Raw genomic sequence first — 15,497 nt, 5'->3', positions numbered from 1 at the left:
GAGGCGGTGGTCAGCCGCCGTAGACGTCCTTGGGATCGTAGACCCGCTCGCCGCCAGCCTGTTCCAGGCCGACCGCGCCGTTTCCGCCTGCAACGATCCGCCGGTAGAAGCACGACCGGTAGCCGACATGGCAGGTGGCGCCGTTGCCGGCGACACGCACCTTCATGACCAGGGCGTCCTGATCGCAATCGGTGAGGAGTTCGACAACCTGCTGAACCTGGCCGGAGGTGCCGCCCTTCTTCCAGTATTCCTGGCGGGACCGGCTCCAGTACCAGGCCTCGCCCGTCTCTATGGTGCGGGCGAGTGCCTCGGCGTTCATGTAGCCGACCATCAGCACGGTGCCGTCATCGGCATCGGTCACGACGCAGGCGATCAGCCCGTCGGCATCAAATTTCGGCTGGAAAACGGTTCCGTTTTCCAGCTCGTTCTTGTCGCCGCGCCCGGCGAAGCGAATGTCCGTCATCTGCCTTCCGTCGACGCCGGGCGGCGTCCTGTGCTTGCGTGCCCGATCAGTCGCGACGGCCGCCGCGAACCAGGCTCATGAAGCGTACCTGTTCGCTGGGGTCGTCCCGGAACACGCCGGTGAACTGGGTCGTGATGGTCGAGACGCCCTGCTTCTGCACGCCGCGCATGGTCATGCACTGGTGCTCGGCCTCGATCATCACGGCGATGCCGCGCGGAGCGAGATGGGTGTCGATCGCATCGACGACCTGGGCCGTCAGGTTTTCCTGCGTCTGCAGGCGCTTGGCGAAGATGTCGATCACGCGCGCGATCTTCGACAGGCCGACCACGCCTTCCGACGGGTAGTAGGCGACATGCGCCTCGCCGACGAAAGGCAGCATGTGATGCTCGCAATGCGAGAAGAACGGGATGCCGCGCACGAGGACGATATCGTCGTAGCCGCCGACATCCTCGAAGGTACGCTTCAGGTGCTCCGCCGGATCCTGGAAGTAGCCGGAGAAGATCTCCTCATAGGCTTTGGTGACGCGCTTGGGCGTGTCGAGCAGCCCCTCGCGCTCGGGGTCGTCTCCGGTCCAGGCAAGCAGTGTGCGCACGGCCGCTTCCACTTCCTCGCGGGACGGACGAGGGCGCGTTGCCGCTGCAGTGTCGTCGCGGGTCGTGACCGGCTTCAAGATGGCATCCATTGCGGGATCTCCCGATTGTACTGTATTCCGCATCCGTTACGCCGCCCCCGTGATTTCGGACCACTGGAGTTTCTCAAAGTGCTGGCCGCGGGCGGCGGAGGGGTCGCATGCCATGTTGTTTGAATTACGGCAATTCTTCACGACCTGCCCCACCCGGCCGCGACCTGAGACCTGTGTGTCCATTTCTTTCCCGCGTTCCACCCTATATAAGAAATGCCAAATGGCTGTGAAGCTGGTTGTTATTGCGTCACGCTGTCTTGATGAGGCGCCCATGCTCGACGACATCTACAATTCGAAGATCCTCGAACTCGCCGGCAACATCCCCTGCCTTGGCCGTCTCGACGCACCCGATGCCTCCGCGAAGGCGCATTCCAAGTTGTGCGGCTCGACGGTGGTTGTCGACCTGAAAATGCAAGAAGGAGTTGTGACCGATTTCGCACAGGACGTCAAAGCCTGCGCACTCGGTCAGGCTTCCGCCTCTATCGTTGCGCGGCATATCAAGGGCGCGACGCTGAGCGAGTTGCGCGAGGCGCGCGATGCGGTGCTGGCGATGCTGAAGGAGAGCGGGCCGCCGCCGGGCGGACGTTTTGCCGAGGCCGCCGTGCTGCAGCCGGTGCGCGATTTCAAGGCCCGTCACGCCTCCACCATGCTGGCCTTCGAGGCGGTGGTGGATGCTGCCGAGCAGATCGAGGCGCGGCGCGCGGCCTGAGGTCTGCAGCCATGTGCTCTGCTCATCCTCACCGCAACGGCCCCGCCGGCGGGGCGCCGGGCACTCCGGCCCGCATCGGTCTGCTGCTGATCCGCATCTATCAGCTGACGCTGTCGGCCTTCATCGGCCGATCGTGCCGATATGCGCCCAGCTGCTCCGGATACACGGCCGATGCAATCGCGCGTTACGGGTTGTGGGCGGGAAGCTGGGTCGGACTTGCGCGCCTGCAGCGCTGCCGGCCGGGCGGCGGCAGCGGGTTCGATCCGATCCCCGAGTGCCTGCCGGAGAGCGCCAGATGGTACATGCCCTGGCGTTATGGCCGTTGGACGGGGAACCATATCGACCCGGCAACACGGCTCGATTGAGGGCCACCGCTCGCCGCCATGCGAATTCCGTTGCAGCCATGCGAAAGCCGTTGAAGACGCAAGGCGAATTTGGAGATAGAGGGCTTTCAGGTCATCATCGGACCAGCGCCACGAACCGACAGGCGACAACCGGTGAGCGACCCTGCAGATTTCCCCGGAGATCCGGACTTGAACACTCCTGATACAGGGCCGGCCCCCGCGCCCGAAGCCGGACGCGAGACCGCGCCGGAAACCGATCCCGAACCTCGACCCGGCGGCGACAGCTTTACCCTGCGCGCCGCCAGACCCGAGGACCTTGCCGCGCTCGTCGAGGTTGAGGAAGCCTGTTTCACGCAGGACCGCATCTCGCGCCGCTCCTTCCGCCGCTTTCTGGAAAGCTCGGGCGCCTCTTTCGTCATTGCCGAAAGGGGTAGCAAGATCATCGGCTATGCCCTGCTGCTGTTCCGGTCCGGAACCGCGCTTGCGCGGCTCTATTCCTTTGCCCTTCGCGAGGAGGTGCGCGGGCAGGGTTACGGCCGCGCGCTGCTGGCAGCGGCCGAGGCCGACGCCTTTGCCCGCGACAGAATCGTCTTGCGGCTGGAGGTGCGCGAGGACAACACGACGGCCCGCAGCCTTTACAAGAAGGCGGGATACCGGGTGCATGGGCGGGTTGCCGAGTATTACGAGGACGGCAGCGCGGCCCTGCGGATGGAAAAGCTGCTGCACGATGAGGCCGCGCCTCCCCCCACCGTGCCCTACCACGCGCAGACGACGGAGTTCACCTGCGGGCCGGCCTGCCTGATGATGGCGCTGAAGCATTTCGATGCAGCGACCGATCTGGGCGAGAGGCTGGAGCTGCGGCTCTGGCGGGAATCGACGACCATCTATCTCGCCTCCGGCCACGGCGGCTGCGGGCCGTTCGGTCTTGCGGTCGCGGCGGCGCATCGCGGCCTGTCCGCCGAGGTGCGGCTGTCGCCGCCGGGACACCTGTTCATCTCCTCCGTACGCGATCCCGACAAGCAGCGGGTGATGCAGATCGTACAGGACGATTATCGCGCCGAGGCGCGGCAGCTGGGCATTCCCGCGTTCGAGGAGCAACTGCCGGCGCGGGCGCTGGCGGACGAGGTGCGCACAGGTGCGCTGGCCATCGTGCTGATCTCCGAATATCGCATGCTCGGCCGGCGCGGTCCCCACTGGGTGCTGGTGCAGGGCGAGGATGCCCGCCACCTCTTCATTCACGACCCCTGGCTCGGATACGAGGGCTACGAGACGCCGCAGGACGCCTCGAACCTGCCGGTGCCGGATGCCGAATTCGACCGCATGGCCCGTTGGGGCAAGCCGCCGGTGCGCGCGCAGATCATTTTGAGAAAGGGCTGAGACCGATGGCTACATGGGTCGTTCTCGTCGACAATCCCAAGGATTTTTCCAACGCCGACACCCCCCACAAGGTGATGAGCGTGCGCGACTACATGCTGCGCCCCAAGCTCTTCACCGGTACCAACCCGAACATCATCAACCTGTCGCGGTCCTTCGCGTATCAGGGGGCGGGCTACTATGCCTCGCTGCTGGCGGAAGCCCGGCAGCACCGGGTGCTGCCCAATGTCGAGACGATGATCGAGCTGTCGCGCAAGGGGCTCTACCGGCACGCTCTGCCCGAGCTTGAAGACAGTCTCAACCGCTGCCTGGCGAAGACCGAAGACGTCGGCGACAAGCTGCTGGTCTGTCTCGGCCAGACCGAGATCGCCGCGCTGGAGCCTTTCGCACGTCTGCTGTTCGACTGGTACCGGGCGCCGATCCTGGAGGTGAGCCTTGGCAAGGACAGCTGGCGGGCGATCACCCGCATCCGCGTCGTGCCGATCTCCGATCTCGATCCGACCTCGCGCAGTTTCCTGAGCGCCAGCCTGGAAAGCTACACGCACCGTGCCTGGCGAGCGCCCAAGCAGCGCCTGCCGATGAAATACTCGCTCGCCGTGCTCGCCAATCCCAAGGAGGACCTGCCGCCCTCCAGCCAGGCTTCGCTGCGCCATCTGGCCAAGGTCGCCGCGCGCCAGGGCGTCGAGATCGTGCCGATCGGCAAGGGCGACCTCGACCGCTTGGCGCAATACGATGCGCTGTTCATCCGCGAGACGACGAATATCGACAACCACACCTATCGCTTCGCGCGCCGGGCAGTGCAGGAACGCATGCCGGTGATCGACGACCCGGTGTCGATGATCCGCTGCACCAACAAGGTCTATCTCGCCGAGCTGATGGAAACGCACGGCATCCCGATCCCGAAGACGGCGATCCTGTCGAGCGTCAAGGAGGCGGCGGGACTGGAGGCGCGGCTCGGCTCGCCGGTGGTGCTGAAGATTCCGGACGGCTCGTTCAGCCGTGGCGTGTTCCGTGTCGCGGGCGAGACGGCCATCGCCGACAAGGTGAAGGAGTTGCTGGAAGACAGCGATATCATCATCGCGCAGGAATATTGCCCGACCGAATTCGACTGGCGTATCGGCGTGCTCGACGGCGAGCCGCTTTTCGCCGTGCAGTACCTGATGGCCAAGAAGCACTGGCAGATCGTCAAGCATGAGGACGGCAAGCAGGCGAAGGAGGGTAGCTTCCGCTCCATCTCGCTCGCCGAGACGCCGCCGGCCGTGGTGGAAACGGCCGTGCGGGCGGCTCGCCTGATCGGCGACGGTCTATACGGCGTCGACCTCAAGTCCTTCGGCGACCGGGTGGTCGTCATCGAGGTCAACGACAATCCCAACCTCGATCACGGGGTGGAGGACTCGATGGAAAAGGACGCGGTCTGGGAGCGGCTCGTGCGCTGGTTCGTTCGCCGGATCGAGGCTCGGTAAGGGCGTCGAGGCCGGCCTTGTGCGCCGCGATGGCCACCCTTTGCGCGGATGAAAACGGTTTCCGCTCGTTCTTGCGAGCGGTTCTCGGAGTTTTTCGTCCGTAGGGTAAGTGTTTCTCCTTGAAGTAACTTTCTTCAAAATACGCGACCTGAAAACCCGTCCGGCGGGGAGGTTGCTTTCCCGACGGCCATTTCCGGTCGCTCTAGCGTCATGGTTGTATTATTTGGCATAATGTCGCGCGTAAATCGTTTTAATTCAATTATGGATAGAATTGATTCCATCTTGGGTTTTGAGTTTTGTCTATTTTCGGCGCGCTTAATTCAAGCTTCTTTAATTTTTAATCGGTAGATCTTACAAGTAATTCGCTTTTGGAGGCGTGACGGAAATGAGTTTAAGGGCAGTTCTGATTTCGTTTACTGTGGCGCTTCTGACCGCGGTGACGACTCTTGTATGGGTTGGTCTCTCGGGTTTGACTGCAGTGAACGGCAGCGCCGAGGAAATGGCCAAGAATTGGCTGCCGAGCGTGAGTGTGGTGAACGCCATAAACACTTCCACGTCCGACTTCCGGATCTACCAGGCCGAGCACATCATCTCGGTGGATGACGCATCAATGCGTGCCGCGGAAAAGATGTTGGCAGATATCACGGCCTCCATCGCGGCAAGTTCTGAAAAGTACGAGAAGCTCATCTCTTCGGCCCAAGAGCAGGCCGTCTACGATGGGTTCAAGGTGAAATGGCAGAACTATCTGAAGCGCAGCAACGAGGTGATCGAGCTGTCGCGGCAGAACAAGAACGCGGAAGCCACGGTCATTCTGCGAGATGAAATTCGCTCTGTGTTCGATGACCTGTCCACCGACCTTGCCGAGCTGATCAAGCTCAACGAAGAAGGGTCCAGCGCTTCCGAGGTGGAAGCCGAGACGGTCTATTCCAATATCTTCTGGATCTTCACGGTTGCGGCGGTGGTCGCAGGCGTGATCGGCGTCGTTTACATCTACTACATCGTCGCCAACGTGACCCGGAACATCATCGGCATCTCTGGTGCCATGAGCCAGATTGCCGGCGGCGACTTCGACGCGCACATTCCGTGTGCCGGTCGCAAGAACGAACTGGGCGCCATGGCGAACACGCTGCAGACCTTCCGCGACAGCCTTCGGGAAAACGAGAGGTTGCGTGCGGAGCAGGTCGAAACAGAGGCACGCAACGCTGAGCAGGCCCTGAGCCAGCGCCGGGCCATGGCCGACCAGTTCGAAGCCTCGATGGGGCAGTTGGTCCAGTCGCTGGTCCGTGCCTCCGGTGAAGTCGCCAATGCGGCCGAGGGCCTCTCCGCGAACGCCGAAGAAACCTCGCGTCAGGCTCAGGCGGTTTCGGGAGCTGCCGAGGAGGCTTCGACCAACGTCCAGACGGTTGCCGTCGGAGCGGAAGAACTGTCGGCATCCATCAGCGAGATCACCTCGCAGGTCGAGCGCTCGGTGACCATCTCGAAAGATGCCGCAACAACCGCCGAAAAGACGAGCCGTCACGTCAACTCCCTGTCCGAAGCTGCCCAGAAGATCGGGGAAGTGGTCGAGTTGATCACGACGATCGCCGAGCAGACCAACCTCCTGGCGCTGAACGCGACCATCGAGGCTGCACGGGCCGGGGAGGCGGGCAAGGGCTTCGCCGTGGTCGCGGCCGAAGTCAAGGGACTGGCAAGCCAGACGGCCAAGGCGACCGAGGAAATCTCCGGCAAGATCACGGAGATCCAGGCGGCCACCCGCACGACGGTCGACTCGATCTCGCAGATCGTCACCACCATCGGCACGATCCAGGATGCGGCTCAGGCAATCTCGATCGCGGTGGAGCAGCAGGGCGCGGCGACCAACGAGATTGCCACGAACATCAACCGCGCATCCTCGGGTGCGAACGAGGTGACTCAGAACATCGCCGGCGTGGGCACGGCGGCCGAAATGACCGGCGCAGCCTCGACGCAGCTGATGGGCCTCTCCGGCGCCCTTTCGGGTCAGTCGCGGACGCTGGAGCAGGAGGTGAGCCAGTTCCTCCGCACCCTCAGGGCCGCCTGAGGCGTCAATCTTCCCTCAGGCATTGATGAGAGCGGGCTGGACCACATGGTCCGGCCCGCTGCTTTTTGCGCGATGGAGATTTCGGTCGCGGCGGTGGGGCGGCTGGTCCCGGACTGGCCCCTGACGGAAGGACTTGGCCCTCGCCCGGGTTGTAACGGTTGCCGCCCTTGCCCAAATCCTCTATTCAACCGCGGTTCAAAAACACAACGCTTACCTGCCCTGTTTGCAGGAGTGAGCCGGAGATAGACATGATCCATCTGACCTTCCCCGACAATTCGGTTCGTGATTTCGCGCCCGGTGTGACCGGCGCCGAGATTGCCGCCGGCATCTCCAAGTCGCTGGCCAAGAAGGCGGTTGCCGTCACGCTCGACGGAGAGCTCGCGGACCTGTCGCTGCCGATCGAGCGCGACGCCCGGCTGGAGATCGTCACCCGCGAGGACCCGCGGGCGCTGGAGCTGATCCGCCACGACGCCGCCCATGTGATGGCCGAGGCGGTGCAGGAACTGTGGCCGGGGACGCAGGTGACCATCGGCCCGGTGATCGAGAACGGCTTCTATTACGACTTCAAGCGCGACGAGCCCTTTACGCCCGACGACCTGCCGGTCATCGAGAAGAAGATGCGCGAGATCATCCAGCGGGGCGATGCGTTCACTCGCGAGGTGTGGTCGCGCGACGAGGCGAAGCGTCATTTCCTGGAAAAGGGCGAGACCTACAAGGTCGAGCTGGTGGATGCGATCCCCGCAGACCAGGACGTGAAGATCTATCGTCAGGGCGCGTGGCTCGACCTGTGCCGCGGGCCGCACATGGCTTCCACCCGCCAGGTGGGCGACTCCTTCAAGCTGATGAAGGTGGCCGGCGCCTATTGGCGCGGCGACAGCAACAACGAGATGCTGACCCGCATCTACGGCACCGCCTGGGCGAACGAGGCCGAGCTCAAGGCTTATCTCCACATGCTGGAAGAGGCCGAGAAGCGCGACCACCGCAAGCTCGGCCGGGAGATGGACCTGTTCCATTTCCAGGAAGAGGGGCCGGGCGTCGTGTTCTGGCACGCCAAGGGCTGGAGCCTGTTCCAGAGCCTGGTCGGCTATATGCGCCGTCGGCTCGACGAGGACTATGACGAGGTGAATGCCCCGCAGATCCTCGACACCTCGCTGTGGGAGACCTCCGGTCACTGGGGCTGGTACAAGGAGAACATGTTCTCCGTGCAGTGTGCCGATCCGGAGGCCGAGGACACCCGCCTGTTCGCCCTGAAGCCGATGAACTGCCCGGGCCACGTGCAGATCTTCAAGCATGGGCTGAAGAGCTATCGCGACCTGCCCCTGCGGCTGGCCGAGTTCGGCGCGGTGCACCGCTACGAGCCTTCGGGCGCCATGCACGGCCTGATGCGCGTGCGCGGCTTCACCCAGGACGACGCCCACATCTTCTGCACCGAGGAGCAGATGGCGGCGGAGTGCCTGAAGATCAACGACCTGATCCTCTCGGTCTACGAGGACTTCGGCTTCAACGAGATTGTCGTGAAGCTGTCGACCCGGCCGGAAAAGCGCGTCGGATCCGACGAGCTCTGGGATCATGCCGAAGCGGTGATGGAAAAGGTCCTGAAGCAGATCGCCGATCAGTCAGGCGGGCGCATCAAGACCGATATCCTGCCGGGCGAGGGCGCGTTCTACGGTCCGAAGTTCGAGTACACGCTCAAGGACGCCATCGGGCGCGAATGGCAGTGCGGCACCACCCAGGTGGACTTCAACCTGCCGGAGCGGTTCGGCGCCTTCTATGTCGACAAGGACGGCGAGAAGAAGACGCCGGTGATGATCCATCGCGCCATCTGCGGCTCGATGGAGCGCTTCCTCGGCATCCTGATCGAGAACTTCGCAGGCCATTTCCCGCTGTGGCTGGCGCCGCAGCAGGTGGTCGTTACCACCATCACCTCCGATGCGGATGAGTACGCGACCGAGGTGCAGGCGGCGATGAGGAAGGCGGGCCTGCGGGCCGAGCTCGACCTGCGCAACGAGAAGATCAACTACAAGGTCCGCGAGCACTCGCTGGCCAAGGTTCCGGTCATCGTCGTGTGCGGCAAACGCGAGGCTGAAGAGCGGACCGTCAACATCCGCCGCCTGGGCTCGCAGCAGCAGTCCGTCACGGGTCTCGACGAGGCGATTGCCGCCCTTGTCGAGGAGGCCGTCGCGCCGGACCTGCGCCGAGGCTGAAACCGGCATATGCCCAAATCCAGAATGAGCCGGCCGGGATCTCCCGGCCGGCTCTTTTGGTAAGAGGGCTGGCGGAGTGTCGCGATCCTGTCACGCAAGACGGCCTAGATCGGGGGTTCTTCCGCGCAGGCGAATTCAGGGGCCGGTGGTGAGGGAAACGGAACTCAGCTACGCCAACGAGGCGCATTCGTGGACCAAGCGCGTCTTGATCCGCTGGATAGAGACGCTGTCGGGACGCAATTACCTGCTCGGCTACTATCGCTATTGGCGCGATGCCATCGCTGCGACCTCGACCACAAAATGGGGCGACCTTCTGGCGCTGATCGGTGTCGATGTGCTGGTGGAAGAGGGGAGCTGGCCGCCGGAAAGCCTGCCCGAGGGACCGTTGGTGATGATCGCCAATCATCCTTACGGGCTCGGCGACGGGCCGGCGATCCTGTCGCTCGCCGAACGGCTAGGGCGTCCCTACCGCATCCTCATCAACAACGAGCTCCTGAAGGCGCCGGAGATCCGCCCCTACGCGCTGCCAATCGACTTCGAGGAGACGGCGGATGCGCTACGGACCAACATGCGCACCCGGCAGGAGGCCCTGCGCCTGCTCGCCGAAGGCGTAACGATCATCGTGTTTCCGGGGGGAGGGGTGGCAACGGCCGACCGGCCCTTCGGCCGCGCGCGTGAACTGCCGTGGAAAACCTTCACGGCCAAGATGATCCGTGCGGCCCGCGCGACAGTCATCCCGCTTTATTTCGACGGCCAGAACTCGCCGCTCTTTCACCTGGTCTCGCGGTTCTCGCTGACGCTTCGCCTGTCGATGTATATTCGCGAGTTCCGCAAGATCATGGGCTGCGACCTGCCGGTGCGGGTGGGCGCCCCAATCCCCTACGAGGAGCTGGCAGCTTTCGGCGATCAGAAAGCGATGACCGAGCATTTGCTGGCACGGGTGGTCGCCATGGCACCGGCGGTGCCCAGGCCGCGAGGCAGGCCTGACCGGCGCCGGCTGCGGCGGATCGCTGCCTGAGGCCGGCTTAGGGCTACTGCTTGAGAAGCGAGCTGGTAAGGACCTCGACCTCGCCATGGGCGGCGGTCTTCACCTCGAAGTCGCGCGAATAGAGCTTGTCCTCGTTGCGCGCGATCACCTGATATTCGCCCGAGGCCAGGACGAAGGCCGGGAAGGCGCCCGTACCTTCCACCACCGTATCGCCGCCGGGCGTCAGGACCGACCAGTTGGTATTGGCGATGGCCTCGCCGCCGGGCTGGTTGACCAGCTTCAGCGTGACGCGGGCCGCGTTGTGGTAGACGGTCGCTTCGGTCAGCTTGCCCGGCTCGACGCGGATGTCGGCACGCACCGTCGCGTTGACGGCGCCGTAGCGGCTGACGATGTGATAGGTGTCCGCATTCAGCCGCACGATGTCGCCCGGCTTGACGTTGTTCGCCACGATCTTGCGTTCGCCGCGACTGTTGAACTCGCGTTCGTAGATGTCGAAGACCAGCCGGCCGGCGCGGATAGGCTGGTTGCCCGAGAACTGCGCATCGAGCTTGATGCCGCCGGCATTCAGCACAACGGTCTGGCTGGTGAGGCCGTTGCGCACGGAGATGCGGCTGGTGCGGCCGGCATAGCCATAGGCGGTGTGGACGAAATACTCTCCCGGCGCCAGGCGGAAGTCCGCATCCCCGCCGGTTGCCGTTGCCACCAGCTCGAGCCGGCCGCTTTCATCCAGCTTGGACCGATAGACCCGCCAGGTGACGCCCTGGGTCAGCGCCGGTCCATCCTCGGAGAGACGGGCGACCATGTAGACAGGCGATTCCGTGCCCTGGTCCGGCATGCCGGTATCCGGCGTGATGGCGGGGGCATAGGGCACGACCGGCGTGGAAGAGCCGGGCACGGCATTGCCGCCGAACAGGTCGCCGAGAGGAGGCGCGGCCGGCTCTTCCGGAGCTGCCTCGACCGGCGCTGCATCCGCCGGCGCCGCGTTCAGCTCGTCGGGCTTGGCCGGAGGCGTCACGACGTCCTGCGCCTGGAGCGGGGAGATCGCCAGACCGACGGCGCAAAGCGCGATTGCAAAAGCCCTGAACACCTGCATTGGCCGGCTGCCTGCCCTTGTCTTGAAACGAAACCGCGCGGGGGAAATCCCACCTCTGGGTTCCACTCCAAAACTGGGGCAATTTCAAGTCATCTGTCGCCTCCGGCCCCGGCAAGATTGACAGGCGCGAAAAGCCGTCTAGGTCATGGAGGTGACAGCGCGTTTTGCGCCCCCTCCATCTCGTGCCGCCCCGCCTGTGGCCGGCGCCGACAAAAAGGCTGAAAATGACGACGGAGCAATCCGAAACACTGCGCTTGATGCTCACGCGGCGCTCGCATCCGGCCATGACTATGGTCGAGCCCGCGCCGGAAGGCGAGGCCCTGCGCACCATCCTGCAGGCGGCCTCTCGCGTGCCCGATCACGGCAAGCTGGTGCCCTGGCGCTTCATCCTCATTCGGGGCGAGGCCCGAGCGGAGCTCGGCGAACGCCTGCTGCCGCTGGCCGAGGCGCGCGAGGGCGAGCTGTCCGAGGAACGGCGCGATCAGGAGCTGACGCGCTTCACCCGGGCGCCGCTGGTGGTTGCCGTGGTGAGCCGAGCTGCCGTGCACCCCAAGATCCCGGTCTGGGAGCAGCAGCTGTGCGTTGGCGCCGTCTGCATGAACCTGGTGATGGCGGCCAATGCGAGCGGGTTCGCCGCCCAGTGGCTGACCGAGTGGATGGCCTTCGACGACGACGTCGCGTCTCTGCTGGGCCTTGCCGAAGCCGAGCGGATTGCCGGCTTCATTCACCTTGGCACGGCCTCGCAGCCGCCGAGCGAGCGGCCGCGCCCCGACCTCGACGATCTGATCAGCGAATGGAGTGCTGCATGAGCATGTATAGCTACGAGGTTGCCAAGGGACACGGCCTGCCGCACAACCCGTTCAAGGCGCTGGTGGCGCCGCGGCCGATCGGCTGGATTTCCAGCCGGGCCGCGGACGGGTCGGTGAATCTTGCGCCTTACAGCTTCTTCAATGCCGTCTGCGACACGCCGCCGATCGTGGTTTTCTCGTCGTCCGGCTACAAGGATTCGGTCGCCAATATCGACGAGACCGGCGATTTCGTCTTCAACCTTGCAACCGAGGACCTGAAGGACGCGATGAACACGTCCTCCGCTCCTTTCGACAAGGGCGTGTCGGAGTTCGAAAAGGCTGGCCTGACGCCGCAGGCGTCCCTGCTCGTCGGTGCGCCGCGCGTTGCCGAGGCGAAGGCCGTGCTCGAATGCAAGCATCTGCAGACGATCCGCCTGACCGCCCATGACGGCACTCCGACCAACAACTGGATGGTGCTCGGCGAGGTCGTCGCAGTGCATATCGACGAGGCCATGCTGGTCGATGGGCTGTTCGACGTGACGAAGGCGCGGCCGCTTTCGCGGCTCGGCTACATGGACTATGCGGTGGTGGACAGCGTCTTCCAGATGCGCCGGCCGACGGCCTGATCATCAGCTTCCCGCAAGAGTTGGCTGAAAAGGCCGGAGGGCAGGGGCTCTCCGGCCTTTTTGTCGTCAGGCGATAGCTGAAAGGCCGGCACGCGCCAGGACCTTCTCTGCCCGCCGCAGGTGCGGACGGTCGAGCATTTCGCCGTCGAGGCCGACGACGCCAGGATTGCCGGCTGCCGCAAAGGCGTCGAAGACACGCCTGGCCTTGGCGATCTCTTCGCTCGAGGGGGTGAAGACCTCGTTGATCACCGGCACCTGGGCAGGGTGGATCGCCATCTTGCCGGTGAACCCGTCGTTCAGCGCTTCCAGCGCTTCGGCGCGCAGGCCGTCCATGTCCCGGAAGTTGGTGAAGACAGTATCGATGGGGGCGGCCTCGGCAGCGACAGCGCCGAAGAGGCAGAGGTTGCGCGCCAGCCAGAAGGGCCCCGAATAGCGCCCGTCCGCCGTCCGGTTGCCGAGTGCCCCGAGATCGGCCGACAGGTCTTCCGCGCCCCAGGTGAGGCCGGCAAGGCGCGGGCTCGAGCCGGCATATGTGCCGAGATTGAAGACGGAGGCCGCGGTTTCGGTGGCGACGACGATTACCCGGGTGGCGCCGTCGGCAAGACCGTGCTCGGCCTCGTGCACAGCGAGCTTGGCCGCAAGGTGCTGCACGTCGCGGCCGGAGATGGACTTGGGCAGCATGATGCCGTCGGGCGCTGCCCGCATCACGGCGGCGAGGTCGGCGTCCGTCTCGCCAGTGTCGAGTGCGTTGACGCGGACATAAAGGCGCGGGCGTGCCTGGAGCTCGCGGTTCTCCGCGAGGAAGGCGGTGGCCGTCTCGCGTGCCTTCGGCTTGGCCTCGAGGGCGACGGAATCCTCCAGGTCGATCAGGAGCACGTCGGCGCCGCTCGTCAGCGACTTCTCCAGCTTGCGCTCGCTGTCGCCGGGAACGAAGAGGAGCGAGCGCATGCTCAGCCCTTCTTCTTCATGAAGGCCTGACGGCGGCAGCTGGCGACAAGGATGTCGTTCTGGTTGAAGGCCTTGTGCTCGAACTCGACGATGCCGGCGCCCGGGCGCGACTTCGACTCGCGCTTGGCGACCACTTCGGTCGTGCAGTGCACGCTGTCGCCCTGGAACAGCGGGTGCGGGAAGCGGACATCGGTCATGCCGAGATTGCCGATGGTGGTGCCGACGGTGGTGTCGTTCACCGAGATGCCGATCATCAGGCCGAGGGTGAAGATGCTGTTTACGAGGGGCTGGCCCCACTCGGTCTGCGTCTCGCAGAAATGCCGGTCGATATGCAGCGGCTGCGGGTTCAGCGTCATGTTGGAGAACAGCATGTTGTCCATTTCGGTGACCGTGCGGGTCAGCGAATGGGTGAAGATGTGGCCGATCTCGAACTCTTCATAATACAGTCCCGGCATGCATTCCTCCCTGCGTGCTGGCCGGCATGGGGCCGGCAAATCCGGTTTCCGGACGAATCGAGTCTCTCGATTAAAGAGATAAAGTGCAATTCGCAACGGACCTTAGCTGACGTTAACCACTCGTTAACCAAATGGCCGTGACTCTTAATCAAATCCTAAGACATGCGTTACGCAGGAGAGCGGAGCATGAAAGTCGGCGAACCGATCTCGATCGCATCCAGGATCGAGCAGGCGTTCCAGTCGGCCAGCACGACGACCGGCACCTCCTTCGAGTATCTGGTGAAGACGGCGAAGCGGGAATCCAACTTCGTCGAAACGGCCCGCGCACGGACCTCCAGCGCAACCGGACTTTTCCAGTTCATCGAGAGCACCTGGCTTGAAACGCTCAAGGAATCGGGCGCTCGCCATGGGCTGGGGCAGTATGCCGATCAGATCGAGCGCACGGCCAGTGGCAAGTATCGGGTGGCCGATCCGGCCATGCGCGAGCAGATTCTCAATCTGCGCAACGACGCCAACATCGCCTCGATGATGGCGGGCGAACTGACGCAGAAGAACGCCTCGTATCTGACCGAGAAGCTCGGTCGGCCGCCGAGCGAGGGTGAGCTCTACATCGCGCACTTCCTGGGGGCAGGGGGCGCGCACAAGCTGATCTCGCTGGCCCAGAGCCAGCCGGACCTTGCCGCCGATCAGGTCTTCTCCCGCCAGGCGAAGGCGAACAAGCCGATCTTCTACGACCGTGGCGGCGCGCGCAGCGTCTCCGAGGTTTATGCCAATCTGGTATCCAAGCATTCCGGCCCCATGCCGGCATTGCCCGGGACCGGCGGAACGATGGTCGCAGCGCGCCCGGAGACGAAGCCTGCGGCGGGGCCCGAGCTTGCCTACAATGGCGGCGCCGAGCAGTCCGCAAGCGATGCCCCCACCAGCCGGGTACTCACCGCCTGGTCGGCCACCGGCGACATTTCCTCGCCGTTCCATGCCTTGTTCCGCAATGGCATGGAAGCACGGCGCGTCTCGTTCGACTCGCGCTTCACGTCCGCCTTTGCGGCCCAGGAGGCCGGGCAGGCGGAAGCGCTGGAGCGGGCTGCAGCGCGTCTGGAGGCGAACTCGGGGAGCGATGCCTACGCACAGCGCCGGTCGCGGGTTCTCATCGAGGCGGGCGGCGGGCAGCAGGCCGCGAGCCTTGTGCGCAGTCAGCCGATGGACTTGACGGGCTTCCTCAACTACCAGCCGACCTTTGCGCAGAGGGAGCTTCTGCCCCCGGTGTAAGCTGCAAGACGAGCAGAGATGGACAGAGACGCGCG

15 protein-coding genes are annotated in these 15,497 nt (G+C 64.4%); 10 read left to right on the top strand and 5 right to left on the bottom strand.

The features are described from left to right. Positions 1-10: 10 nt before the first annotated feature. The gene (gene hisI / locus H7H34_RS14155) at positions 11-463 is read right to left on the bottom strand and encodes a phosphoribosyl-AMP cyclohydrolase (protein WP_185925555.1); all 453 of its coding nucleotides are present in this window, start codon (positions 461-463) and stop codon (positions 11-13) included. A 46-nt stretch (positions 464-509) separates the two neighbouring features. Continuing rightward, the gene (folE, locus tag H7H34_RS14150) at positions 510-1,145 is read right to left on the bottom strand and encodes a GTP cyclohydrolase I FolE (RefSeq protein ID WP_120267380.1); all 636 of its coding nucleotides are present in this window, start codon (positions 1,143-1,145) and stop codon (positions 510-512) included. A 271-nt stretch (positions 1,146-1,416) separates the two neighbouring features. On the opposite strand from folE, the gene H7H34_RS14145 reads away from it, so the two are divergent. The 7 genes from H7H34_RS14145 to H7H34_RS14115 all read left to right on the top strand — a co-directional run bounded on the left by H7H34_RS14145 (position 1,417) and on the right by H7H34_RS14115 (position 10,316). Beyond that, positions 1,417-1,854: an iron-sulfur cluster assembly scaffold protein gene (locus H7H34_RS14145; protein WP_120267381.1), complete on the top strand. Its 438-nt coding sequence runs from the start codon at positions 1,417-1,419 to the stop codon at positions 1,852-1,854. Between the two features lie 11 nt (positions 1,855-1,865). Continuing rightward, positions 1,866-2,219: a membrane protein insertion efficiency factor YidD gene (gene yidD, locus H7H34_RS14140; protein WP_185925554.1), complete on the top strand. Its 354-nt coding sequence runs from the start codon at positions 1,866-1,868 to the stop codon at positions 2,217-2,219. Between the two features lie 168 nt (positions 2,220-2,387). After that, the gene (rimI, locus tag H7H34_RS14135) at positions 2,388-3,575 is read left to right on the top strand and encodes a ribosomal protein S18-alanine N-acetyltransferase (protein WP_245165081.1); all 1,188 of its coding nucleotides are present in this window, start codon (positions 2,388-2,390) and stop codon (positions 3,573-3,575) included. A gap of 5 nt (positions 3,576-3,580) precedes the next feature. Further along, on the top strand, positions 3,581-5,035 hold the full coding sequence (locus tag H7H34_RS14130; RefSeq protein ID WP_120267383.1) for a RimK family protein: 1,455 nt from the start codon (positions 3,581-3,583) through the stop codon (positions 5,033-5,035). 385 nt (positions 5,036-5,420) lie between these two features. After that, positions 5,421-7,094, top strand: coding sequence for a methyl-accepting chemotaxis protein (locus tag H7H34_RS14125; RefSeq protein ID WP_185925553.1), 1,674 nt, complete (start codon positions 5,421-5,423; stop codon positions 7,092-7,094). 248 nt (positions 7,095-7,342) lie between these two features. Further along, entirely contained in the window at positions 7,343-9,298 is a 1,956-nt protein-coding gene (gene thrS / locus H7H34_RS14120) for a threonine--tRNA ligase (protein ID WP_185925552.1), read from the top strand. A gap of 148 nt (positions 9,299-9,446) precedes the next feature. After that, on the top strand, positions 9,447-10,316 hold the full coding sequence (locus H7H34_RS14115; protein ID WP_185925551.1) for a lysophospholipid acyltransferase family protein: 870 nt from the start codon (positions 9,447-9,449) through the stop codon (positions 10,314-10,316). A gap of 13 nt (positions 10,317-10,329) precedes the next feature. Here H7H34_RS14115 and H7H34_RS14110 read toward each other — a convergent pair whose 3' ends face one another. Then, on the bottom strand, positions 10,330-11,379 hold the full coding sequence (locus H7H34_RS14110; RefSeq protein ID WP_208996613.1) for a hypothetical protein: 1,050 nt from the start codon (positions 11,377-11,379) through the stop codon (positions 10,330-10,332). 224 nt (positions 11,380-11,603) lie between these two features. On the opposite strand from H7H34_RS14110, the gene H7H34_RS14105 reads away from it, so the two are divergent. Both H7H34_RS14105 and H7H34_RS14100 read left to right on the top strand, forming a co-directional pair. Continuing rightward, on the top strand, positions 11,604-12,188 hold the full coding sequence (locus tag H7H34_RS14105; RefSeq protein ID WP_120267386.1) for a nitroreductase family protein: 585 nt from the start codon (positions 11,604-11,606) through the stop codon (positions 12,186-12,188). 2 nt (positions 12,189-12,190) lie between these two features. Then, positions 12,191-12,793 carry a flavin reductase family protein gene (locus H7H34_RS14100; protein ID WP_120267387.1) on the top strand — a complete coding sequence of 201 codons (603 nt, stop codon included), beginning with the start codon at positions 12,191-12,193 and terminating at the stop codon, positions 12,791-12,793. A gap of 66 nt (positions 12,794-12,859) precedes the next feature. Here the strand turns inward: H7H34_RS14100 and H7H34_RS14095 are convergent, their stop codons facing one another. Both H7H34_RS14095 and H7H34_RS14090 read right to left on the bottom strand, forming a co-directional pair. Beyond that, positions 12,860-13,741 carry an HpcH/HpaI aldolase/citrate lyase family protein gene (locus H7H34_RS14095; protein WP_185925550.1) on the bottom strand — a complete coding sequence of 294 codons (882 nt, stop codon included), beginning with the start codon at positions 13,739-13,741 and terminating at the stop codon, positions 12,860-12,862. 2 nt (positions 13,742-13,743) lie between these two features. After that, positions 13,744-14,196, bottom strand: coding sequence for a MaoC family dehydratase (locus tag H7H34_RS14090; RefSeq protein ID WP_185925549.1), 453 nt, complete (start codon positions 14,194-14,196; stop codon positions 13,744-13,746). 186 nt (positions 14,197-14,382) lie between these two features. Here H7H34_RS14090 and H7H34_RS14085 point away from each other — a divergent pair, with 186 nt between their 5' ends. After that, positions 14,383-15,462, top strand: a complete 1,080-nt coding sequence (locus H7H34_RS14085) for a lytic transglycosylase domain-containing protein (RefSeq protein WP_120267390.1) — start codon at positions 14,383-14,385, stop codon at positions 15,460-15,462. Positions 15,463-15,497: the final 35 nt, after the last annotated feature.

It is taken from the genome of Stappia sp. 28M-7, from assembly GCF_014252955.1.
Classification (GTDB): domain Bacteria; phylum Pseudomonadota; class Alphaproteobacteria; order Rhizobiales; family Stappiaceae; genus Stappia.
Note: the sequence above shows the minus strand (reverse complement) of the source record. Positions and strands in the feature narration are given on the sequence as shown.

What these genes read in the sequence shown, in the direction of transcription:
- H7H34_RS14085 (WP_120267390.1), top strand. Translation starts at nt 14,383, where the DNA reads ATGAAAGTCGGCGAACCGATCTCGATCGCATCCAGGATCGAGCAGGCG.
- H7H34_RS14125 (WP_185925553.1), top strand. Translation starts at nt 5,421, where the DNA reads ATGAGTTTAAGGGCAGTTCTGATTTCGTTTACTGTGGCGCTTCTGACC.
- H7H34_RS14100 (WP_120267387.1), top strand. Translation starts at nt 12,191, where the DNA reads ATGTATAGCTACGAGGTTGCCAAGGGACACGGCCTGCCGCACAACCCG.
- H7H34_RS14105 (WP_120267386.1), top strand. Translation starts at nt 11,604, where the DNA reads ATGACGACGGAGCAATCCGAAACACTGCGCTTGATGCTCACGCGGCGC.
- yidD (WP_185925554.1), top strand. Translation starts at nt 1,866, where the DNA reads ATGTGCTCTGCTCATCCTCACCGCAACGGCCCCGCCGGCGGGGCGCCG.
- folE (WP_120267380.1), bottom strand. Translation starts at nt 1,145, where the DNA reads ATGGATGCCATCTTGAAGCCGGTCACGACCCGCGACGACACTGCAGCG.
- thrS (WP_185925552.1), top strand. Translation starts at nt 7,343, where the DNA reads ATGATCCATCTGACCTTCCCCGACAATTCGGTTCGTGATTTCGCGCCC.
- H7H34_RS14090 (WP_185925549.1), bottom strand. Translation starts at nt 14,196, where the DNA reads ATGCCGGGACTGTATTATGAAGAGTTCGAGATCGGCCACATCTTCACC.
- H7H34_RS14130 (WP_120267383.1), top strand. Translation starts at nt 3,581, where the DNA reads ATGGCTACATGGGTCGTTCTCGTCGACAATCCCAAGGATTTTTCCAAC.
- H7H34_RS14145 (WP_120267381.1), top strand. Translation starts at nt 1,417, where the DNA reads ATGCTCGACGACATCTACAATTCGAAGATCCTCGAACTCGCCGGCAAC.
- H7H34_RS14095 (WP_185925550.1), bottom strand. Translation starts at nt 13,741, where the DNA reads ATGCGCTCGCTCCTCTTCGTTCCCGGCGACAGCGAGCGCAAGCTGGAG.
- H7H34_RS14110 (WP_208996613.1), bottom strand. Translation starts at nt 11,379, where the DNA reads ATGCAGGTGTTCAGGGCTTTTGCAATCGCGCTTTGCGCCGTCGGTCTG.
- hisI (WP_185925555.1), bottom strand. Translation starts at nt 463, where the DNA reads ATGACGGACATTCGCTTCGCCGGGCGCGGCGACAAGAACGAGCTGGAA.